General features: G+C 42.6%; 25 protein-coding genes. 5 read left to right on the top strand and 20 right to left on the bottom strand.

The genetic code is table 11. The features are described from left to right. Positions 1-174 precede the first annotated feature (174 nt). Positions 175-456: a hypothetical protein gene (locus MHH54_RS10985; protein ID WP_003215677.1), complete on the top strand. Its 282-nt coding sequence runs from the start codon at positions 175-177 to the stop codon at positions 454-456. 66 nt (positions 457-522) lie between these two features. After that, positions 523-1,302, top strand: coding sequence for a membrane protein insertase YidC (locus MHH54_RS10990; RefSeq protein ID WP_044141209.1), 780 nt, complete (start codon positions 523-525; stop codon positions 1,300-1,302). A 36-nt stretch (positions 1,303-1,338) separates the two neighbouring features. Here MHH54_RS10990 and MHH54_RS10995 read toward each other — a convergent pair whose 3' ends face one another. Genes MHH54_RS10995 through mce form a run of 4 tightly spaced genes read right to left on the bottom strand, consistent with a single transcriptional unit; the run spans position 1,339 to position 4,834 of the window. Next, positions 1,339-1,803 carry a chemotaxis protein CheW gene (locus tag MHH54_RS10995; protein WP_003215942.1) on the bottom strand — a complete coding sequence of 155 codons (465 nt, stop codon included), beginning with the start codon at positions 1,801-1,803 and terminating at the stop codon, positions 1,339-1,341. A gap of 14 nt (positions 1,804-1,817) precedes the next feature. Continuing rightward, positions 1,818-2,939: a M20/M25/M40 family metallo-hydrolase gene (locus MHH54_RS11000; RefSeq protein ID WP_003215948.1), complete on the bottom strand. Its 1,122-nt coding sequence runs from the start codon at positions 2,937-2,939 to the stop codon at positions 1,818-1,820. Between the two features lie 16 nt (positions 2,940-2,955). Next, complete coding sequence (locus tag MHH54_RS11005; protein WP_003215739.1) at positions 2,956-4,425, bottom strand: acyl-CoA carboxylase subunit beta; 1,470 nt, start codon at positions 4,423-4,425, stop codon at positions 2,956-2,958. Further along, positions 4,412-4,834 (bottom strand): methylmalonyl-CoA epimerase, encoded by a 423-nt coding sequence (gene mce, locus MHH54_RS11010; RefSeq protein WP_342500253.1) that lies wholly within the window; start codon positions 4,832-4,834, stop codon positions 4,412-4,414. Before mce ends, MHH54_RS11005 begins: the two co-directional genes overlap by 14 nt. Positions 4,835-4,948: 114 nt before the next feature. On the opposite strand from mce, the gene MHH54_RS11015 reads away from it, so the two are divergent. Beyond that, the gene (locus tag MHH54_RS11015) at positions 4,949-5,029 is read left to right on the top strand and encodes a hypothetical protein (RefSeq protein WP_257736823.1); all 81 of its coding nucleotides are present in this window, start codon (positions 4,949-4,951) and stop codon (positions 5,027-5,029) included. 38 nt (positions 5,030-5,067) lie between these two features. Here MHH54_RS11015 and MHH54_RS11020 read toward each other — a convergent pair whose 3' ends face one another. From MHH54_RS11020 to MHH54_RS11045, 6 genes are all read right to left on the bottom strand, one after another. Beyond that, positions 5,068-5,577, bottom strand: coding sequence for a L,D-transpeptidase (locus tag MHH54_RS11020; protein WP_003215693.1), 510 nt, complete (start codon positions 5,575-5,577; stop codon positions 5,068-5,070). 52 nt (positions 5,578-5,629) lie between these two features. Then, positions 5,630-6,583: an aromatic acid exporter family protein gene (locus tag MHH54_RS11025; RefSeq protein WP_003216109.1), complete on the bottom strand. Its 954-nt coding sequence runs from the start codon at positions 6,581-6,583 to the stop codon at positions 5,630-5,632. A gap of 120 nt (positions 6,584-6,703) precedes the next feature. Continuing rightward, the gene (locus MHH54_RS11030) at positions 6,704-7,426 is read right to left on the bottom strand and encodes an amino acid ABC transporter ATP-binding protein (protein ID WP_003215712.1); all 723 of its coding nucleotides are present in this window, start codon (positions 7,424-7,426) and stop codon (positions 6,704-6,706) included. After that, positions 7,419-8,075 (bottom strand): amino acid ABC transporter permease, encoded by a 657-nt coding sequence (locus tag MHH54_RS11035; protein WP_003215691.1) that lies wholly within the window; start codon positions 8,073-8,075, stop codon positions 7,419-7,421. Before MHH54_RS11035 ends, MHH54_RS11030 begins: the two co-directional genes overlap by 8 nt. A 126-nt stretch (positions 8,076-8,201) precedes the next feature. Beyond that, positions 8,202-8,969: a transporter substrate-binding domain-containing protein gene (locus MHH54_RS11040; RefSeq protein WP_003215516.1), complete on the bottom strand. Its 768-nt coding sequence runs from the start codon at positions 8,967-8,969 to the stop codon at positions 8,202-8,204. Between the two features lie 195 nt (positions 8,970-9,164). After that, positions 9,165-9,602, bottom strand: coding sequence for a BrxA/BrxB family bacilliredoxin (locus tag MHH54_RS11045; RefSeq protein ID WP_003215907.1), 438 nt, complete (start codon positions 9,600-9,602; stop codon positions 9,165-9,167). A 170-nt stretch (positions 9,603-9,772) separates the two neighbouring features. Between MHH54_RS11045 and MHH54_RS11050 the strand changes: the two genes are divergently transcribed. Next, the gene (locus MHH54_RS11050) at positions 9,773-10,666 is read left to right on the top strand and encodes a YegS/Rv2252/BmrU family lipid kinase (protein ID WP_003215698.1); all 894 of its coding nucleotides are present in this window, start codon (positions 9,773-9,775) and stop codon (positions 10,664-10,666) included. Between the two features lie 15 nt (positions 10,667-10,681). On the opposite strand, the gene MHH54_RS11055 is transcribed toward MHH54_RS11050, so the two are convergent. The 9 genes from MHH54_RS11055 to MHH54_RS11095 all read right to left on the bottom strand — a co-directional run bounded on the left by MHH54_RS11055 (position 10,682) and on the right by MHH54_RS11095 (position 21,103). Continuing rightward, the gene (locus tag MHH54_RS11055) at positions 10,682-10,975 is read right to left on the bottom strand and encodes a YesK-like family protein (protein WP_050943788.1); all 294 of its coding nucleotides are present in this window, start codon (positions 10,973-10,975) and stop codon (positions 10,682-10,684) included. A 65-nt stretch (positions 10,976-11,040) separates the two neighbouring features. Continuing rightward, complete coding sequence (locus tag MHH54_RS11060) at positions 11,041-12,297, bottom strand: dihydrolipoamide acetyltransferase family protein (protein ID WP_003216146.1); 1,257 nt, start codon at positions 12,295-12,297, stop codon at positions 11,041-11,043. A gap of 18 nt (positions 12,298-12,315) precedes the next feature. Continuing rightward, entirely contained in the window at positions 12,316-13,299 is a 984-nt protein-coding gene (locus tag MHH54_RS11065; RefSeq protein WP_003215848.1) for an alpha-ketoacid dehydrogenase subunit beta, read from the bottom strand. A 12-nt stretch (positions 13,300-13,311) separates the two neighbouring features. Next, positions 13,312-14,304 (bottom strand): thiamine pyrophosphate-dependent dehydrogenase E1 component subunit alpha, encoded by a 993-nt coding sequence (locus tag MHH54_RS11070; protein WP_003215622.1) that lies wholly within the window; start codon positions 14,302-14,304, stop codon positions 13,312-13,314. A gap of 17 nt (positions 14,305-14,321) precedes the next feature. After that, positions 14,322-15,746, bottom strand: coding sequence for a dihydrolipoyl dehydrogenase (gene lpdA / locus MHH54_RS11075; protein ID WP_106035392.1), 1,425 nt, complete (start codon positions 15,744-15,746; stop codon positions 14,322-14,324). Further along, the gene (buk, locus tag MHH54_RS11080; protein WP_106035391.1) at positions 15,736-16,863 is read right to left on the bottom strand and encodes a butyrate kinase; all 1,128 of its coding nucleotides are present in this window, start codon (positions 16,861-16,863) and stop codon (positions 15,736-15,738) included. The genes lpdA and buk overlap by 11 nt, the downstream gene beginning before the upstream one ends. A 27-nt stretch (positions 16,864-16,890) precedes the next feature. Beyond that, on the bottom strand, positions 16,891-17,985 hold the full coding sequence (gene bcd, locus MHH54_RS11085) for a branched-chain amino acid dehydrogenase (protein WP_003215658.1): 1,095 nt from the start codon (positions 17,983-17,985) through the stop codon (positions 16,891-16,893). Between the two features lie 25 nt (positions 17,986-18,010). Next, the gene (gene yqiS, locus MHH54_RS11090) at positions 18,011-18,988 is read right to left on the bottom strand and encodes a phosphate butyryltransferase (protein WP_223251154.1); all 978 of its coding nucleotides are present in this window, start codon (positions 18,986-18,988) and stop codon (positions 18,011-18,013) included. Positions 18,989-19,030: 42 nt separating this feature from the next. Further along, entirely contained in the window at positions 19,031-21,103 is a 2,073-nt protein-coding gene (locus MHH54_RS11095; protein ID WP_003215592.1) for a sigma-54-dependent Fis family transcriptional regulator, read from the bottom strand. Positions 21,104-21,252: 149 nt separating this feature from the next. On the opposite strand from MHH54_RS11095, the gene MHH54_RS11100 reads away from it, so the two are divergent. Continuing rightward, entirely contained in the window at positions 21,253-21,489 is a 237-nt protein-coding gene (locus tag MHH54_RS11100; RefSeq protein ID WP_050943781.1) for a DUF2627 domain-containing protein, read from the top strand. Between the two features lie 34 nt (positions 21,490-21,523). Here the strand turns inward: MHH54_RS11100 and MHH54_RS11105 are convergent, their stop codons facing one another. Next, positions 21,524-22,261 (bottom strand): glycerophosphodiester phosphodiesterase, encoded by a 738-nt coding sequence (locus tag MHH54_RS11105; protein ID WP_342500254.1) that lies wholly within the window; start codon positions 22,259-22,261, stop codon positions 21,524-21,526. Between the last annotated feature and the right edge of the window lie 205 nt (positions 22,262-22,466).

Here is a 22,466-nt window from a genome sequence, read left to right on the forward strand (position 1 = left end):
ACCTCCATTTCTTCTATTCCCCCTCATTATAAAATAGGAATTATGAAGTTTGGATGACAAATACCATTTTATACAAAATAAGGATTTATGCTCAGGTAGAGAAAACACGTGGTCCTGTTAGACATTTCACAATGTGTATAGTACACTGTGAGTAATGAAATGGATGTGATAATCATGATTATTGATACATTCAATGAAGTCTTTTTCCTTGTTGAATTCTTTACGATTATTCTTCCAGCGCTGACGGCCATCGGCATTGCTTTTTTATTAAAAGACTGCCGTATGAACGAACACCTCGGTGGACATCGTTTGGAAGAGTTGGACGCATCTTTATTGAATCGAACAGACTTTCTGTTTATCATATATGATCGCATTACAACTTGGATTAGTAAAGTCATTCGAATGAAACGATCATCAAACGATGATGAAGACCATTCGCTTCCTCTCTCTAATTAATTTTTTAAAAAATGAGGAGGAAACGAATTGAAACGTTTATTAACGATTTGTACGACTTTATGTTTAATGATGATTGCCTCACCTGCTTTTGCAGCGAGTGGGCAAACGAATGCGAGCTCTGATGGGTTTTTCCATCATTATTTTGTCCAGCCTTTTTCTGAGCTGATCATTTGGCTTGCGAACTTCTTCCATGATGATTATGGTTTATCGATTATGTTCGTGACCTTGATCGTCCGTCTGCTGATTTTCCCTCTTTTTGCGAACCAATTTAAGAAGCAAAGAGTCATGCAGGAGAAAATGGCACTAGTGAAGCCTCAAATTGACGAAATTCAAAGCAAATTGAAGAAAACGAAAGAACCTGAAAAACAAAAAGAACTACAAATGGAAATGATGAAAGTATACAAAGAGAACAATGTGAACCCGCTGGCAATGGGCTGTCTGCCTATGCTGATTCAAATTCCAATTGTTCTTGGCTTTTACTCAGCGATCCGCTCAACACCTGAGATCGCAACACATTCGTTCCTATGGTTTAACTTAGGACAAACCGATCTATTGGTCGCGATCTTTGCAGGCGCTATGTATTTCTTGCAATTTTATGTTACGCAAAGGTTTGCGAAGCAATCAGGCACCCAGACAGAGGCTGCGCTGAAACAAGCCAAAGTGATGGGCATGATTTTCCCAATCATGATGCTGTTTATTTCAATCAATGCACCCGCTGCACTTCCTTTATACTGGATGACAAGCGGATTATTACTCACAATCCAAACGATTATTTTAAATGTCATGTACCAAAAATCAAAATCAAAAGCTGAGGCAAACGACCAAGCTAGCCCAGCTGCTGAATAAAAATAATCCCCTTATCATTTGATAAGGGGATTATCTTTATGCCAATTCTTCTTTTAACCGTTCTGGCAATTGATCGAGATCCTCAATTCTCCCAAGGAACTTATTCGGGTCCACTTGTAAAATCATCTTGTTCTCTCTCTCCACAACGCCGAAGAAATATTCAGAGGCTTTCGTGTTCATATGAAATGGCTTGATCTCGCTTAGCTCGATATCGATAATATCTTTTGCATCCGAGACAAGACAGCCTACCATTTGTCCGTTTAATTCAAATAGCAACACCTTGGACTGTTCGTTCACATCAAGAGGCTTTCCGTGAAGCATCACGCCTGTGTCACTGACAGGAATGACCTCTCCCCTTAAAGACATGAGTCCTTTTATTTCTTTAGGAAGGTTCGATACTTCTTGTAAATAAGGGACCTTCTCAATCGAACGAATATGCTCTACACTGATGCCAAAATCCTCTTGCCCCACTTGGAAAATAATGATTTTTTGCGTGCTCACAGAGTCTCCTGCCTTTACGATGGATTTGTCGTTTCTTCGATAATGGCGAGAACCATTTCAGCTGTTTTGACTAATTCTTCAATCGGCATTTTCTCATTTTTTGTATGAATATCTTCATATCCAACAGCTAGGTTGACAGTTGGGACGCCGTTTCCTGCAATGACGTTTGCATCACTGCCTCCGCCGCTCGTCTGTAGTTCTGATGGACGGCCAATTTTCGCAGCCGCTTTTTTCGCCACTTCTACGACTTGATCGCCGTGAGAGAATTTGAAGCCTGGATACATGATGTCAATGTGTACATCGGCACTTCCGCCCATTTCTTTAGCGGTTTTTTCAAAGGCTTCTTTCATCTTCGCTACTTGGGCTTCCATTTTTGCAGGTTCTAAAGAGCGTGCTTCCGCAAGGATATCGACTTGATCGCACACAATATTCGTTTGCGTTCCGCCTTCAAAACGACCGATATTCGCCGTTGTTTCTTCATCAATTCGGCCAAGCGGCATACTGGCAATGGCTTTTGATGCAATGGTAATCGCAGACACACCTTTTTCAGGCGCGACACCTGCGTGAGCTGTTTTCCCGTAAATGGTTGCGCGTACTTTTGCCTGTGTTGGCGCTGCAACGATAATGGTTCCGACCTTGCCATCTGAATCAAGGGCATAGCCGTATGCCGCTGTCATCAACTTCGGATCTAACGCTTTTGCTCCGACAAGTCCTGATTCCTCACCTGCTGTGATGACAAATTCAATCGTTCCATGCGGTAAATTCTTCTCTTTCAGCACACGGATCGCTTCAAACATTGCCGCAAGTCCTGTCTTATCGTCAGCACCAAGAATGGTTGTTCCATCTGTTTTCACATAGCCGTCTTCAATGACTGGTTTTACGCCATTGCCCGGAACAACTGTGTCCATATGAGACGTGAAATAGATGGTATCAGCCTCTTGAGTGCCTTCCAGTGTACAGATGAGGTTGCCTGCACCGTGGCCTGTTTTCGCTTTTGAGTCGTCTTCCACCACTTTTAGTCCAAGCTGCGAGAATTTTTCTTTTAAGACTTCCACAATTTTCTCTTCGTGTCTTGTTTCCGAATCAATCTGAACTAGTTCTAAAAATTCGTCTAGTAAACGTTTTTCATTGATCATGATGATGCTCCTCCTCTTATAGCGGCATGTTGCCATGCTTTTTTAACGGTCTATCTTCTTCCTTCCTGCGAAGCAAATCAAATGAGCGAATCAATCGTTCTCTCGTTTCAGCCGGCATGAAAATATCGTCTATCAGCCCTGCCTGAGCCGCTTTGAATACACTTGGCTCCGTTTCAACCTTGCGCGAAGCAGGATGAACGATTTCGTCAGCGAACGTTTTCCCCATGACATCAATTTCTGCCGCTGGCCATGCATAAACAAAGTCAGCGCCTAATCCCTTGCTATTCATTGCGACATACGCACCGCCATACGCCTTTCTTAAAATCACCGTGATTTTTGGAACGGTCGCTTCAGCGTACGCATATAAAAGCTTTGCGCCGTGACGGATAATTCCCGCATGCTCGGCTTTCTCACCTGGTAAAAAGCCGGGGACGTCTACAAGTGTTAAGAGCGGAATATGAAACGCATCGCAAAATCGAATAAACCTGGCCGCTTTATCAGCAGCATCAAGGTCAAGGCTTCCTGCCAGCACCTTTGGCTGATTGGCAACTATACCAATTGAAGCCCCTTGTAATCTGGCAAACCCTGTGACGATATTTTTTGAGAAACAAGGTTGTGTCTCAAAGAATGAGCCTGAATCGATGATCGCTGTCACCACTTGTTTGACATCATAGGTGCGTGATGGATCCTTCGGCAAGATGTTGCCTGGATCAGCTGCGTCTTGCTTACTCGTTTCAGCGTCCATGACAGTCTGTTGTTTCGTTGGTATGTACGTTAAAAGTGTTCGAACCGCTTTTAACACTTCTTTCTCATCTTTGCCAGTATAGTGCACATTCCCGCTTGTCTGATGCTGAACACTTGCACCGCCAAGACGGTCAGGACAGACCGTTTCTCCTGTTGCCTTTTCTATGACTTTCGGACCTGTTAAAAACATATGAGCTGTCTGTTCTGTCATGAACACAAAATCAGTCAAGGCAGGAGAATAGACTGCTCCTCCAGCACAAGAGCCTAAAATAACGGATATTTGCGGGATTTGACCAGAGTACAGCACATTCCGTTTAAAAATCTGTCCGTATCCTTCTAATGATACCACACCCTCTTGAATTCTCGCACCACCTGAGTCTTTTAGACCGATGACCGGCATCTGATTTTTAGCTGCGAGATCCATTAGAGAAGCAATTTTTTTGGCATGTATTTCGCCTAAAGACCCTCCATGCACTGTTGCATCTTGTGCATAAACACATACCGGCTTTCCATGAATGAGTCCAGTTCCAGTGACGACGCCATCACCGACATGCTCTGACATGCGGCCTGTTGCAAATCCTTGAATTTCCATGAAACTGCCCCCGTCAAGAAGTTCATGCAGCCGCTGACGAACCGTTAGTTTTCCTTTGTTCCGGTGCGCAGCTGCACGTTTCACGCCGCCGCCCATGAATGCTTTTTCGCGCCATGTAGCCAAGTCATTGAACGATTCATTCATTGCCATGTTCCTCTCCTTTCAAGGGCTCGCACAATTCGAATAACACACCGGACGTTTCTTTCGGTGAAATAAAAGCAATCCGCTTCCCGCTCGCGCCTATCTGTGCTGATTGTTGGAGAAGCTCCACGCCAAAATGATCAAGACGGTTAAGGTCCGCCTGTATGTCACCTGACTTTAGCGCAATATGATGGAGTCCCTCTCCTCTTTTTGTTAAAAAGGTATGTAGTTTGCTGCTACCGGACATCGGTTCAATTAATTCAATGTGCACATGATCAAGTGAAGCGAAGGACGCTTTAATCTCCTGCTCAGGAATTTCTTGTATGTCTGAAAAATGCCAGTTAAACAGCTGTTGAAGAATTCGAGATGTGTTTTTTATAGAAAAGACCGCAATGGCAATATGGTCGATTTGATTCATCCGTTCACTTCCTTTGTTGATCACTTGTCGCATTTGAAAAAACGAGCTAGAATAAAGAAAGGTGCGTTCGTCGCAAAAAATCTTCGGTTATAGGGGTGCGATATGTCTCAGAAAATGATGAAATTCATGGTATTGCTCATGATTAGCCTGCTGCTAATATCTTCACTTTTAGCAGGAGCCGCAACCTTTTTATAAGGTTTCAATAAAAGCAGACAAGCAGGTGATTCGTTCAATCAACGAATGGCCTGTTTGTCTTTGGCAAGCTTTTCAAATGAATCGGTTGATGTTGTAATCCACACTTTTGTCCCAACCGGAAGCTGGTCAAATAGAAGCTCTACATCTTGATTATGAAGTCTCACACAGCCTGCCGTGATAAATTTCCCTATCGATGTTTCGTCACTCGTCCCATGAATTCCGTATGTTCTACCATCTGTTCCTCGTGCATCAAATCCAATCCATCTTCTGCCAAGAGGGTTATTCTTCGCACCGCCTTCGATATTCTTTTTTCTGTAATAGGGATCTTTCGCTTTGATCATAATGGTAAATTCCCCTTCTGGCGTTAAATCGGACGTTTTCCCTGTAGAAGCAGGATATATTTTTTGGATTTGTCCTTGATCAATATAGGCAAGTTCATTTGTTTGTTTATTAATAATGACATAAGGATCTCCTGGAAGCGGGTTTTGTCCGAGCGGCCAGATAGGTGAAAGGGACATGGTCAATACGGTATAAAATAAAAGACGCATAGGCTCCTCCTTTTTCATTAGATTGACCAATGAAGGAGGAACTCATGCGTCTCTATTCTTTCATCCCTTTAAAATAGCTTTTCAATACTAAATATTGTTCCATTTCTCCGAGGAAATGAAACAGTGCAGCTCTTGCCTCAAACTCTTCTCTTGTTTGCGGCAGCGGTAGCTTATCGAACTCTTCTTTCATATCAATGAGGCGCCTTAAAAACTTATGCGCCGTGTTCCCTGGGTGAATATGTTCGCGTAAGTCTCTAATGTATTCTGCAATGATTTGTCCATGCTCTGTTGTAATGGAAATGGACGTGATCTTCGGAAGCACACGCTCGATGATTTCGAACTGCTTTTGCCTCATATTGAAATAATGATAATACAGGTTTTCATGTCTTAAGACATGGTTTTCAACATCACGATATGCGAGAGCTTTCGCTTCTTTAATCAATTGATGTGTCTCTGGTATTTCTTTGCCTGTCCAGTCTTGTTTCCCTGTCATTAAGTATTGCTCGATTTCTTCAAAGATTTTTGCAAAGTTGTCTTCAATCTGTTCGCTGTAGCGTTTGAGCTTTTTATCGACACTTGGCATATACAGGTTCATGATAAGTGCCACGCCAACACCAATCGTAATCAGCAGCAGCTCATTCCAGATGAGGTGAAGGGTAATCCCGCCCGACATGTATAAATGGAGGATGATGACTGAACTTGTGACAATCCCTTCTTTAATGCGGAGCAATACGGTTGTCGGAATAAAGACAAGCAGCATCAGACCAATCACAAAAGGATGATACCCAATCAGATCGAAAAATAGATAAGAAAATAAAATGGCAAGGCTGCATGCGGCAAAGCGGGCGCCTGATGCAAGAAGCGACCGTTTCTTTGTCACCTGAATACACAGAATCGTAATAATCCCGGCAGCGGAATAATTTTGAAGGCCAAGCAGTTGCGCAATATAAATGGCGATCGCTGTTCCTAATGCTGTTTTCAGCGTTCGGTAGCCGATTTTAAACATGATGTGAGTCACTCTTTTCTGTCTTGTTTCTATTCACTTATTGTGAAATGATGAACTTTTTTACTTTCCCCATTATAATCAAAAAAAGAAGGAGATGTTAAGTCTCCCTCTCTTTTTTCTTTATAATATTTTTTGTAAGAAGTCTTTCGCACGCTGTGATGACGGTGATTCAAAGAATTGCACAGGGTTTGCATCCTCTACAATTTTCCCATCGTCCATAAAGATCACGCGGTCAGCCACTTCTTTTGCAAAGCCCATTTCATGTGTGACGATCACAAGTGTCATACCAGATTGAGCCAGCTCTTTCATGACCTCTAGCACTTCCTTGACCATTTCTGGATCTAGTGCAGACGTTGGTTCGTCAAACAGCATGATGTCTGGTGTCATCGCAAGCGCACGTGCAATTGCGACACGCTGCTTTTGACCACCTGACAAACGGTTCGGAAAATCATCTTTTTTCTCTAAAAGTCCTACCTTTTTCAGCAGATCTTCAGCTTGTTTGATGCTGTCTTCCTTCGATTGATTCTTCACATTCATTGGCGCATATGTGATATTTTCCAGCACCGTTTTATGCGGGAACAGGTGAAAATGCTGAAACACCATTCCGATGTTCTCACGCACTTTGAGTGCATTGGTTTTTGGGTTTGTGATTTCGGTATCCTGAATCGTAATAACACCAGAAGTCGGCTTTTCAAGCAAGTTGATGCAGCGAAGAAACGTCGATTTTCCTGAACCAGATGGTCCAATGACTGCGACAACTTCCCCTTCTTTAATGGTGGTGTCGATCCCTTTTAATACTTCATTTTTGCCAAAAGATTTTGTGAGTTTCTCTATGTTAATCATTTGATTTTAACTTCCTTTCCACCGATTTGCCGACAAAGGTGAGAACAAGCACGATGACATAATAGATGAGACCCGCAAAAATAAGCGGTTCAAGATAATTATACGTGACGGCACCTGCTTGATAGGCTCGTCTCATGACATCTCCCAGTCCAATGACTGTCACAATAGCTGATTCTTTTGTCAGTGTAATCGTTTCGTTCACAAGTGCAGGTGAAATATTTTTAAATGCCTGCGGAAGCAATAAGTCCTTCATCATTTTAGCATAAGGGATGCCTAAAGCAACGGCTGCTTCTTTTTGACCTTTATCAATGGCATTAATACCAGCACGAATAATTTCAGATACGTAAGCCGCAGAGTTTAGTGAAAATGCCGCTACAGCAGCCCAGTATTGATCGATTTGAAACCCGAGAAGCTGAGGCAGACCGAAATAAATAATGAGCAATTGAAGCACAAGCGGTGTGCCTCGGAAGATGGATGTATAAAAATCTGCAAGCCAAATGAGCGGCTTAAATACACTAATTTTGCAAAGCGTTAATAAAATCCCTAAAATAAATCCAAGAAAAAGTGATACCACTACAATAGAAAGTGTGACCTTAAGCCCTTCTAAAATAAAGGGCATCTGAGGTATTACATCTTTAAAATCTAACATGACAGTCTCCTTTTTTATGCCTTCATACGAAATCAAAAAATAAAACAGGAAAAAAGTTCAACATGAGTTGAACTTTTCAGCGCTTTCTACTGAATTTTCATGAATGACGCTGATCCTTTTCCTGACTTATTTTTCATCAGCAAACCATTTTTTAATTAATTTATCAAGTTCGCCATTGTCTTGCATTTCTTTTAATGATTTATTAAATTTAGCTGTTAAGTCGCTATTTTTCTTGAATGCAATGGCTGAACCATTATTTGTTGACCCACTAAGGTCAAAAGCCTGAAAGTCTTTCTCTTTCTTTAAATAGCCCGCTGCTACTTTATCTTCAATAATAGCTGCATCAAAACGGCCTGCTTTAATCTCTTGAATGATATCAGAGATTTTATTACGGTCTTCCACTTTTAAGTTATATTTCTTTTGCAAACTGTTTGCTTCATCTTGCTGGATTGAACCTAATTGAACGCCGACTGTTTTATCTTTTAAGTCTTTCTCTGTTTTCATTCCGCTAGATTTCTTTGAGACAACTAAGTTTTTAGCATTGTAATAAACATCAGAGAAGTCTACTTGTTTTTTACGCTTTTCATCTGGTGTCATTCCTGCTAGGACAATATCAGCTTTGTTTGTTTTAAGGGCTGAGACAAGGCTTGCGAAATCCATATCTTGAATTTCTAGCTTGTAGCCGTTCTTTTTCGCTAGTGCTGTTGCAAGATCAACATCAAAACCGACAATTTTATCTCCGTCTTTTGATTCAAATGGCGGATAATCTGCTGATGTCGCCATAACGAGTGTTTTGTCATCTCCTGATGCGTTTGAATTATTAGAAGAAGTTCCGCAAGCTGCGAGTGCAGCTGCAAGACCAGCTGTCATAAGTAATAATAACCACTTTTTCATAAGATAGTGCCTCCTAGTATTTAAAATCATGTATTGTTTTGAATATTTATTCACTATAATGTATTTTAAACACTTTCTTTTTAAGATGCAATAGTATTTCGCTAAAATTATTTTGATTCAATGGTCTTATATAACAAAAAGCAGACCGATCTAAAGACCGGACTGCTTTATATGTCATCATTCAAACGTCACATGTTAAATTTCTTTGCAATGCTCATCGAATGCAGCTTGAAGCTTTGACACGACTTCCATTGGTTCGTGCCCTTCAATTTCATGACGTTCGACCATTTTAATGATTTTTCCATCTTTTAATAATGCAAAGGATGGTGAAGATGGCGGGAAGCCTTCAAAGTATTCACGGGCTCTTGCGGTTGCCTCTTTGTCTTGTCCAGCAAACACTGTCAGCAATTGATCTGGACGCTTATCGTAATGAACAGAATAGCCTGCAGCTGGTCTTGCAATACCGCCAGCACATCCGCATACTGAATTCACCATCACAAGTGCCGTGCCTTCTTTAGACAGGGCTTCATCCACTTCTTCAGCTGATGTAAGCTCATTATAGCCAGCCTGTTTGATCTCTTCTCTCGCTTGTTTCACAATATCATTCATAAATAAATTAAAATCAATATTCATTGTCCGTCCACTCCTTTAGCATGCCAAAACCATTTTAACAACATCATATCAAGGAAAACGCCTGCGGGCAAATGTGTTGTCTTTTCATTCCCCACTTTTTCTGAACATCGTTTATACGCCGCGAAATTGGGGAAAAGTGATGATAAAGAGATGAAAGGGAGAACTGCGTGATGGCACAATTCAAAAAAGCGATGCTCATTTATAATGGAAATGCTGGACAAAAAAACATGGAAAAAGTTCTCGGTCAAACAGTACCTCTTCTTTCTCTACATATTGATGAACTCATTCTTAAACCAACAAAGCAGCCAAATGATGCTTATGAATTCTGTCGCACAATTGATGAGACGATAGAATTGCTTATCATATTAGGTGGAGATGGAACTGTGCATGAATGTATGAATGGAATCGGTGGTTTAGAAAAAAGGCCAGCTGTAGCGATTTTACCAGGCGGGACATGCAATGACTTTTCTAGAACGCTTGGTATTCCGCAACAAATGCAGAAAGCCGCTCAAATGATTGTAAACGGCGTAGAAAAAAAGGTCGACTTAATCAAAGCAGGAGATCGATACTTGTTAAACTTTTGGGGCATCGGGCTGATTGCAGACACATCCAACAATATTAATGACAAGGAAAAAGCTGTACTCGGCAAAATTAGCTACTTCACAAGTGCCCTGCGCACCTTACAGCAAACAGATCCTTTTCACGTACGAATTGAAACAGAGGAGGAAAGCTGGGAAGAGGACGCTGTCATCGTTCTTGTCATGAATGGACATTTCATCGGAACAAATAAAATTGATTTGCCGAGTGCAGCGATTGATGATGGGAAAGCGGAAATCTTAATTTGCAGAAATACGAGCTTCTCTGCTCTAAAAGAAATCTTTTCTATGAACCGGGAAGAGCTGGAGGATTTCACCGGCGATCTGTCTCTCATTCAAGCATCCAATATTCAGATTCACACAAAAGAGGAAATGGATGCTGATACAGATGGCGAAGTGTACATGACAGCCCCTGCTTCTTTAGAAGTGTTAAAACAACATTTGACCTTTATTGTTCCAGCAGAATAAAGAAAACGCCCGAGATCATTCTTTTTCGGGCGTTTTTTTGATATAGCGTCTGTATAAATATTCAAGTGCATAGCCAAGCAGCGTCCCGGCAAGAAGAGAAATTCCTAAGAGGCTATTCGCTGCTCCTTTAAATCCACCGACAATCAGCAAGCAATACAAAACTTGAATAATTGAAACGATTGATATGATCAGTAGTAATCTTTCAGGATGATTGCGTGATTTAGAAATATATCGAAGAAAAGCGAACGCAATTGCTGTGATAAACATGAGTCCAATCGTTAAAAACGCAAAAAAGTCTAGTCCAGACATACCATCGCTCCTTTCTCATCATGTGGAAATCCCCCTCTCCTTAGCGGGAGGGGGACATTCTTGTTTTAGTAAACAGATGTTTGCTCATCAATGCCTTCAAGGATTTGTTTAATCCGTTGAAGGAATCTGCCGCATACAAGACCATCAAGAACTCTGTGATCTAATGAGAGACAAAGGTTGACCATGTCTCTTGCTGCAATCATACCATTTACAATCATTGGACGCTTCACGATCGATTCTACTTGTAAAATCGCCGCTTGCGGATAATTGATGATTCCCATAGATTGTACAGAACCAAATGATCCCGTGTTGTTTACAGTGAAGGTGCCGCCTTCCATGTCACTTTGCTTCAGCGTACCTTGTCTCACCTTGGAAGCAAGCTCATGAATTTCCTTGGCGATGCCTTTAATCGTTTTTTCATCTGCATCCTTAATAACTGGAACAAAAAGAGCGTCATCAGTCGCAACAGCAATCGAGACATTGATCGCTTTCTTTTGCACAATTTTATCTCCAGCCCACATGCTGTTCATTTCTGGGAATTCCTTTAAGCCCTGAGCCACTGCTTTGACAAAGAACGCAAAGAACGTCAAATTAAAGCCTTCTTTTGCTTTAAATTGGTCCTTGAGCTGATTTCTTCTAGTCACAAGGTTTGTCACATCAACTTCCATCATCGTCCATGCATGCGGAATTTCATGTTTGCTTCTCAGCATATTTGCCGCAATCGCCTGTCTGATTGGCGTGACTGGCACTTCAACATCACCAGGCATTGTAGAGATGGAAGGCGCCGCTTTTGGTTTTGATGGCTGCACAGGCTCTGGCTTGACCGCCTGTTCATTGCCAGGTGCTGTCTTCTCTTGCATGCCGCCGTTTTCAATGAGCTGAAGTAAATCTTTTCTTGTGATTCGTCCGCCTGCTCCCGTTCCTTGCACTGCCGCTAAATCAATGCTGTGCTCATCTGCTAACCGAAGGACTGCTGGAGAGTAGCGTTTCTTTTGACTTTGATTCTCTTTTGTTTGATCTGCTTCAGGTGCTTCACTTTGCTCAGGTGCCGCTTCTTCTTTCGCACTCTGCTGCGAACTACCTTCTACTTCAATTTCACAGAACACTTCTCCTACTTGCAGTGTATCGCCTTCTTCAGCCGATAGCTTTGTAATCGTTCCTGTAAAAGATGACGGGACTTCTGCGTTCACTTTATCCGTCATAACTTCCGCAATAGGATCGTATTTATTCACATGATCGCCAGGTGAAACGAGCCATTTGCTGATGGTTCCTTCTGTTACACTTTCACCTAACTGAGGCATTTTCATTTGTTCAATTGCCACTTGAAACCCTCCTCTTTCTTAAAACGCCGCTAGCTCTCTCATTTCAGCTTCAACCTTATCTGGGTTGACCATGAAGAATTTTTCCATCGTCGGTGCATAAGGCATTGCCGGGATTTCTGGTCCGGCTAGACGTTTGATTGGTGCGTCTAAATCAAATAAGCAATGCTCTGATATGATCGCCGCTACCTCACTCATGATGCTTCCTTCTTTTGTATCTTCCGTTAGAAGAAGCACTTTGCCTGTTTTTGATGCCGCTTCAATAATGGCTTCCTGATCAAGCGGGTACACTGTTCTCAAATCGAGAATATGCGCAGAAATGCCGTCTTTCGCAAGGCGGTCTGCTGCTTGCAATGCAAAATGGACGCAGAGGCCATATGTAATGACCGTGATATCATCGCCTTCACGTTTCACATCTGCTTTTCCAATAGGGAGTGTGTAATCCTCTTCAGGTACTTCTCCTTTAATAAGACGGTAGGCACGTTTGTGTTCAAAGAACAATACAGGATCTGGATCACGCACCGCAGCTTTTAAAAGACCTTTTACATCATAAGGCGTAGAAGGCATGACAATCTTCAAACCAGGCTGGTTGGCAAAGATCGCTTCAACTGATTGTGAATGATAAAGCGCCCCGTGAACTCCGCCCCCATAAGGTGCGCGGATGACCATTGGACAGCTCCAATCGTTATTTGAGCGGTATCTAATTTTCGCAGCCTCTGAAATGATTTGGTTAATAGCAGGCATGATAAAATCCGCAAATTGCATCTCAGCAATTGGGCGCATTCCATACATCGCTGCTCCAATCCCTACACCAGCAATGGCTGATTCTGCAAGAGGTGTATCCATGACGCGCGCTTCTCCGAATTGCTCATAAAGACCCGCTGTCGCTTTAAATACGCCGCCCTTTTTCCCGACATCCTCTCCGAGCACAAACACTTTCGGATCTCGCTCCATTTCTTCTTTCATCGCCAGTGTAATGGCGTCTATATATGACATAACAGGCATTTTTATTCCCCCTTACTCCGCATACACGTAACGAAGTGCGCTTTCAGCATCAGCATAAGCAGCGTTTTCCGCTTCATCAGTGGCTTCGTTTACGATTTGCATGATTTCTTTTGTCATCTCTTCTTTCATTTCTGAAGTCATGATGTTTCCTTCGGTTAAATACGTTTCATATTGGATGAGCGGATCTTTCTTTCTCGCTTCGAGCACTTCTTCTTTTTCTCGATAGCTTGAATCATCGTCATCACTTGAATGCGCAGTTAAACGGTAAGAGATCGTTTCAATCAACGTTGGTCCTTCGCCTTTTGCTGCACGGTCTCTCGCTTCTTTGACAGCGGCATATACTTCAAGCGGATCATTGCCATCAACGGTTACGCCAGGCATTCCGTATCCAATCGCACGATCTGAAATGCGTTCACATGCTACTTGTTTGTCATACGGTACGGAAATCGCGTACTTATTGTTTTCACACATGAAAATAACAGGCAGCTTATGCACAGCAGCGAAGTTAGCGCCTTCGTGGAAATCACCTTGGTTTGAAGAGCCCTCACCGAACGTGACAAAGCTGACAAAGTTTTTCTGATCTAGACGTCCAGCAAGTGCGATGCCAACTGCATGAGGAACCTGCGTTGTAACAGGTGAAGATCCTGTCACAATTCGATTTGATTTCTGTCCAAAATGCCCTGGCATCTGTCTTCCGCCTGAGCTTGGATCGTCTTGTTTTGCGAAACCTGACATCATTAAATCTTTTGCTGTCATCCCAAATGCGAGGACAACCCCCATATCACGGTAGTAAGGCAAGACGTAATCCTCTTCTCTATTGAGAGCGAAAGCAGCACCGACTTGCTGCGCTTCCTGCCCTTGACAAGAAATGACGAATGGAATTTTACCAGAACGGTTTAAAAGCCACATCCGTTCATCAATTTTTCTTGCTAGAAGCATTGTTCTGTATATATCAATTGCTTGTTCATCTGATAATCCTAATTCATGATGACGCATGTTACTCATCTTATTTCCCTCCTTGATTAAAAATGGATCGCTTTCCCGTCAACAGCAAGGGCAGCCTCGCCAATCGCCTCTGATAAGGTTGGGTGCGGGTGAATTGTTTGCCCGACTTCCCACGGCGTTGCATCAAGTACTTTGGCTAATCCAGCTTCAGATATCATATCTGTGACATGAGGACCAATCATATGAATCCCTAAAATATCATCTGTCTTTTGATCAGCAATGATTTTGACGAATCCATCTGACTCCCCGTACACAAGTGCTTTTCCGATCGCCATAAATGGAAATTTCCCCATTTTGACTTCGAAGCCTTGCTCTTTTGCCGCCTGTTCAGTGAGTCCAACACTAGCGGTTTCTGGGTGAGAATAAACACATTTAGAAACGAGCGTTTCATCGAGCGGCTTCGGATCTTTCCCAGCCATATGCTCCACAGCAATCATGCCTTCGTGTGAAGCCACATGTGCCAGCTGAAGCCCGCCAATAACATCTCCTATTGCATAAATATGTGATTCTTTCGTTTGATAATGTTCATTCACGACAATGCCTTGTTTTTCTGTTTGAATGTCCGTGTTTTCAAGACCAATGCCTTCAATATTTGGTACTCTGCCGACTGATAGAAGAAGTTTTTCCGCTTCAAACGTCTGAATGTCTCCATCCTTTTCTGCTTGAATCGTCACGAGATTCTCCTGTTTTTTGACGGTATCTGGCAGTACTTTCGCATTTGTCACAAAGGTGATGCCTTTTTTAGATAAAAGCTTTTCCATTTCTTTAGAAATGTCATGATCCTCTGTTGGCAATATGCGGTCTGCAAATTCAATCACTGTCACCTTCACACCAAAATCATTGAGCATGGAAGCCCACTCGATTCCGATTACCCCGCCGCCGACAATGAGCATCGACTGCGGAAGCTCTGGCAGTTCTAGTGCATCATCTGATGTTAGAATATGCGTCCCATCTGCTTCAAGTCCAGGCAGCACACGCGGTCTTGAACCTGTCGCAACGATGACCTGCTTTGGAATGAGCATCTCATTTTCATCTCCATTTGCCATTTCTACGGAGATGGTTCCTGGCATTGGCGAAAAGATAGATGGACCAAGAATACGGCCGATCCCTTCATAAACATCTATTTTCCCTTGTTTCATTAAGTGTTTAACGCCGCCTGCTAGCTTCTCTACAATCTCTGCTTTTCTTTTCTGCACATTGGCAAACTGCAAGGCGATGCCATTTGCCTCAACGCCAAAATCAGCAGCACGTTTGACGGTTTGATAGACTTCAGCACTTCTAAGCAGCGCTTTAGACGGAATGCATCCTTTATGGAGACAAGTACCGCCAAGCTTTTCTTTTTCTACAACTGCTGTTTTTAATCCAAGCTGTGAGGCACGAATGGCCGCTACGTAGCCGCCTGTGCCTCCACCAAGAATGACGAGGTCATATTCAGTTGCCATGACTTGTCACTCCTTTCTTCATCCGTTGATCATTTGGGTATTCTTTCGGAGATTCTTCTTTTTTTAAAATACGAAGTGCACCTTCTGCTAAGGATTGCAGTTCATTTTCACCTGGATACACGACAACATCTGAAATCCAGTCAATGTGACCTCTAATACTTGATGTAATTTGTTTGCTGTACGCAAGTCCGCCTGTTAACACAATGACGTCAACTGCGCCTTTTAAGACAGCACTAGCCGCACCGATTTCCTTGGCAATTTGATAGCACATCGCTTCATAAATCAGCGCCGCCCGTTCATCGCCTGCTTCAATCATGCGCTCAACTTTCACAGCATCTGTCGTACCAAGGTAGCCCGCAAGACCACCTTCACCAATAATGCGTTTCAGCATTTCCTCTTGGCTGTACTGACCAGAAAAGCAAAGATTGACGAGGTCACCTGTTGGCAGGGTCCCCGCTCGCTCCGGACTGAAAGGTCCTTCGCCATGCAGTCCGTTATTGACATCAATGACTTTACCTTTTTCATGGACACCAATGGTGATGCCGCCGCCCATATGTGTAATAATCATATTCAAATCTTCGTAGCGCTTCCCAAAGGATGCAGCTGTTTTTCTTGCGACTGCTTTTTGATTTAATGCATGGAAGATGCTTTTTCTTTCAATCGTTGGCAGCCCTGAAATACGAGCAATTGGCTTTAGCTCATCCACTACAACTGGATCGACAATAAAAGCTGGGATGTTCAAACCAAGTGCAATTTCTCGTGCAATGATACCGCCCAGATTTGATGCATGCTGGCCAGCATATCCTTCTTTCAAGTCTTGCACCATTTGCTCATTGACTTCATATGTGCCACCTTCAATCGGACGAAGAAGACCGCCGCGCGCACAAACTGCATCAAACTTTGAGATGTTCATTCCTTGTTCATGCAGCGTCTTCAGGATTGTTTCTTGACGAAATGAAAACTGATCAATGATATGAGGAAACTGCTTTAATTCCTCATCTGTATGTCTGAGTGTCGTTTCAAAAATAGATCGTTCATTGTGAAACACACCAATTTTTGTTGAAGTAGAGCCAGGATTAATTGTGAGAATACGCCATTCTTTTGTCAGCAAAAACAAAACCTCCGTTTCAACTCATTCTTCAAATTAGCGACGACTTAAAATATGTTGGCCATTTTGCAGGAATTGACTTCTTGATTTGCGCATTCTTTCAATTCGCTCCTCCGCCAATCGGTCTGCCGCTTTATAAGTTGGAATGGCATCACGGTTTGAAATTTCAATCACGCGTTCAATATTTTGGTAAATACCTTCTACCTTTTTCATCGCACGATCTGCATTATAGCCATAAAGCTCATCAGCAACGTTAATCACACCGCCTGCATTGATCACATAATCAGGTGCATACACAATACCCATTTCATGAATCAGATCGCCGTGATGCGTTTCTCTCAGCTGGTTATTCGCTGCACCTGCGATGACCTTTGCTTTCAGCTTAGGAATCGTTACATCATTAATTGTTGCACCAAGTGCACAAGGGGCATAAATATCACATGCTTGATCATAAATATCGTCAGGGTCTACAGCTTTTGCGCCAAAGTCTTCTACAGCTCGTTTTACAGAGTCTTTGTTGATATCTGTGACAATTAGCTGTGCGCCTTCTTCGTGCAGATGTTTACACAAATTGTAGGCGACATTCCCAACACCTTGGACTGCAATCGTTTTTCCTTCTAGTGAGTCGGTTCCAAATGCAGCTTTGGCAGCAGCTTTCATCCCTTTATATACACCGTAAGCCGTAACAGGAGACGGGTTTCCGGATGAACCAAATGCAGGAGAAATACCTGTCACAAAGTCTGTTTCTTCATGAATCAGATCCATGTCTTCTACCGTTGTACCGACATCCTCCGCTGTGATATAGCGGCCATTTAATCCTTGTATGTAGCGTCCAAACGCACGGAACATTTCTTCATTTTTATCTTTTCTCGGGTCACCGATGATGACTGTTTTCCCGCCGCCAAGATTCAGGCCTGCTGCTGCGTTTTTATAAGTCATGCCTCTTGCTAGACGAAGTGCATCTTCGATTGCTGCTTCTTCGTTTTCATACGTCCACATTCTTGTCCCGCCTAGTGCTGGGCCAAGTGTTGTATCATGAATGGCAATAATCGCTTTTAAGCCAGATTGTTCATCCTGACAAAATACAAGCTGCTCATAATCGTATCGTTCCATATATTTAAAAAGTTCCATTGTTTATTCCTCCTATAACTTTCGCTTAATTTGATGTACAGATGGCAAGTGCAATTGAATAAAGCTTACTTTCGGCTGTATCCGACCGGCTTGTTAAAGCAATCGGTGCCTTCGCTCCTGCCACCACAGCTCCCACCTTTGCATGTGCAAAGTAGATGAGAGATTTATAAAGAATGTTCCCTGCTTCAATCGTTGGCACAAGCAAAATATCTGCATGACCGGCGACATCACTCGTAATATTTTTATGAGAAGCTGCTGTTTGAGAAATGGCATTGTCTAATGCCAGAGGCCCGTCAATGAGGCAGCCAGAAATTTGACCTCGCTTATTCATTTGCGCCAGGCTTGCCGCTGTCAAAGTGGAATCCATTGCCGGGTTCACGACCTCTACCGCCGATAACACGGCCACCTTTGGCATGTCATTTCCAACAGCTTGCGCTACTTGAACAGCATTGATCGTAATCTCTTTGAACATGTTTAAATCGGGCGCGATGTTCATCCCAGAATCTGTGACATAAATAAACCGATCAAAGCCCGGCACTTCGAATGCCGCGACATGTGATAGTACACTCGCCGTCCGCAGCCCGTACTCTTTATTCAGCACCGCTTTTAATAGAACGGCTGTCGTGACATGCCCCTTCATCAATATATCTGCATGCTTCTCACTCACTGCCTGCACGGCAATTTTGGCTGATTCTTCAGGAGAATCCGAGTGAATAATATCTATCCAGTCTTCATTGATCTCATGCTGTTTCACCAGCTCCTTCAGGTTGCGCTTGTTCCCAACCAGCAGGAAGCGAGCGACCTTTCGTTCAATTGCCATCTTGATGGCATGAAGCACTTCTTCGTCTTCTGCATGAGCCACAGCAGCAGTTTTATTCTGCAACTGGGCGGCTTTCATAATCAGATCGTCAAGCTTCATATATGCCCACCTTTCCTTATGCTCGGGTTCATGGTTTTTATATGCAAGTTCTATGCCAGCTTGAAACGCAGCGAAATAAGGCATTTCGCATGAAATACATGCAGCTTTTTGCAGGCAACGTGCATTTTATTGCATGCTATCTTTTGCAAGTTGATATTTATCCATTTTATAGTAAAGATTCCGAATGCTAATCCCTAACGTTTTCGCTGTTTTCGTGCGGTTGAATTGATGCTTTTCAAGGGTTTGTTTAATGAGCTGCGCTTCAAACGCTTCAACAGCATCCGAAAGGGTCTCTCCCTCAAATTGACTGACAGCCAGTTCCTGCTGCTCTTTTTCTTCCTGCTCTTCTGATTCCATGAAGGAAATATGATCTTCATCGATCCATTCTTCTTGCGGATTCAAAAAGATCATGGCTCGTCCAAGGACATTTTCCAGTTCTCTTACGTTTCCAGGCCAGCTGTAGGATCGAAGTCTATCGAGTGCCCCTTCCGTTAAGCCGCTCACATTTCGACCATAGTCTAAATTGATTTTCTGAATAAGGCGTTTACTTAAGGAGTCAATATCTTCAAGTCGCTGCCTTAGTGGCGGAATCGAAATCGGATATCTGTTCATCCGATAATATAAGTCCTCTCTGAACTTCCCTTCTGCCATCGCTTTTTCAATATTGACATTTGTTGCGGTAATCACACGCACATCAACCGGTATCGCTTTTGTTCCGCCTACTCTAACAATTTCTTTCTCCTGCATCACGCGTAATAATTTCGCTTGTGTACTTGGCGTCATTTCACCAATTTCATCTAAAAAGATGCTGCCGTGATTCGCTTCTTCAAACAGCCCTTTCTTCCCGCCGCGCCTCGCACCAGAAAATGCGCCTTCCTCATAGCCAAAAAGCTCTGACTCTAAAAGAGTTTCTGATAAGGCAGCACAGTTAACTCTTACAAAGCGATTATATTTCCGGTCACTTTCATTGTGTATAGCGTGTGCAAATAGCTCTTTCCCAGTACCTGATTCTCCCCTGAGTAAAATGGTGGCTGGGGTTTTAGCCCCTAGCTTTGCCTGCTCAAGCGCCACAAGCATTTGCTCACTTTCTCCAATAATGTCTTCAAAAGTGTACTTTGCTTCAAGTGTCCGTATGAGCTGTCTTGCTTTATTTAATTCATTCGTGAGTGATTGAATTTCTGATACGTCATGAATGACGCCGACGCTGCCTTTTAAAATACCATCAACGATCACTGGCGCTACGTTGACGATCACATCCTTCTTATTAGGTCCGACTTTCATTCTGACGCCTCGAACCGGCCTTCTTGTTTCAAGCACCTTCAAATGCATGCTTTCCCCTTCAGAAATATCCGCACCTGCTGGTTTGCCCACAACCTCTTTGTCTGTTAACCCCGTCATTTTCGTGTAAGCTCGGTTGATTAAAATTCCTTTCCCCTGCTCATCTACGACGGATATCGCTTCATCTGATGATTGAATGATGGCCTCAAGCATTGTGCGCACTTCTTTCAGGTTTGTGACTTCTTCCGCAAGCTCCACTGCATCTGTAATATCTTTAAAAATGGATAGAGCGCCTAGCATTCTTCCTGCGTCATCAATAATCGGCAAACGCGTTGTGACAATTTGTATTTGCTGATTCAGAAATTGTTTTTGATGAAATTCTGGCTCCCTCGATCTTAAAATATCGGGGAGTTTTGTATTCGGGATCACTTCACGTATGTGCCGGCCAATCGCATCTTTTTGCGATCGTCCAACCATTTTGGCAGCCGATCGATTAAACAGAACGACTTCTTCATCCATATTAATAAAAATCATGCCATCGTTCGTTGCATTAAAAATGCGGTCATGTTTATAGGTTTGTTCCTTTAATATTTGTATAAGCTGATGCTTTTCTGACATTAATTCTGATATGACGTATGCCATCGAACTTGGAACAATGACAGACTGCTCTGTTTTTTCTTCCATCAGTTCTTTCAGCACAGCTGAACTGCCCGTTGTTTCAATGATGATATCAATGTCATCTTTTATGTATTCTTTCCAATCCGTTGTCGTATCAATTCCATTCTTTTTCGCTTCTACCATCCCCGGTGCCTCAAGATCAAGGTCGGCGATTGCAACGATTTGAATCATATTTGTTTTCAGCAATGTTTCAAGCAAAGCTGATCCACCCTGTCCAGCACCGACAATCAAGACTCTCTGCATCCCGTTACCCCTTTATATGAAAAAATTTGCACACCATATTTTTCCGTTGCAAAAAATTGCACAACTCTTATATTACCACGTTTTCCTTTCTTGACAAAATATTTTTTGAATTAGACAATGGAAGTAAATGACGTTTAAGGGGACATTTGATGGGGAGAATACTTGCATTAGTGATTATTTTAATACCTGGTGCGCTTGCTGCACTTGGAATTAAGCTTTTGCGTGACACTGTTTTCGGTATCATCATTGCACCATTTCCATTTTTATGGCTGCAAGGAATTGCAGGGTTGTTTTTTTTAGGAGGAGGTCTTTACGTAGTCGCTGGCTTTATTTTATATAGAGACCGCAAACGAAATAAAGTGACCACCCGCTTTAAACAGAGATAAACATGAAAAAAGACCCGCTGTTGATCGCAGGTCTTTATTTCATTTCTTCTCTTATTTTGACGGCTCTATCAGGGAAATCAGTGAAAATTCCGTCGACACCTAAGGAAAGCATGCTTTTCATTTGCTTTTCACTGTTTACTGTAAATGGTCTGATCACTTGCTGGGCGGCATGGAGAGCCGATACGACTTCTTTTGTTACCCCTGCGCCCTTTATATTCGGGTGATAACCTCTTGCAGGTACTGTTTTTATGTACTTCTCTGGCTGATGAATGACATCCATTGTGAGAACAGCAAGCTCAACATGCGGCATCAGCTTGTGAAAAAGAGCTAAACTCCCATGATGAAACGATGAGACAAGTACACGATCTTCTATTTGAAAGTGTTCAATTTGCTCCTTTACCTTCTCTTCAATACCTGGATATCGATAAATGGAGTTTTTCAGTTCAATATTGATGATGAGTGATGATTGCTGCGTCACGAGCTCCAATACTTCCTCCAAAAGAGGAATGGATAAAGCACCGGTTTCTTCATAAAAAGAATGACTCGCATCTCCTGCTTTTAACTCTTCATATGTATAGTCTTTCACTAAGCCTTTCATATTCGTTGTTCTGTTCAGCTTCTCATCGTGAATGACAGCAAGCCTGCCATCTTTCGTCAGCTGAACATCCAGCTCAATTCCGTCAGCTCCAGAATGGAGTGCATGCTCAAAGGCTATCATGGTATTTTCAGGGTAGATTCCTTTAAAACCTCTGTGTGCAAAAATTTTCGTCATAGGTCACCTCTAAGTATGATGCTTTCTTTCATTATGACGTGTCTCTTTTCGTTTTTCCAGTTTAAGCACATAAAAAAACCTCTTCTGATTCGTACGAAGAGGTTCTGTATAAATTCGATCACGTAATCGCTCTGATGGCTTGCTCTGTCGTCTCTGCGTCAAGAGCAAAAAGGGAAGAAACAACTGCGACTGCTGTAACGACGGT

The sequence above is a fragment of the Bacillus sp. FSL K6-4563 genome, from assembly GCF_038630405.1.
GTDB classification, from domain to species: Bacteria; Bacillota; Bacilli; order Bacillales; family Bacillaceae; genus Bacillus; species Bacillus pumilus.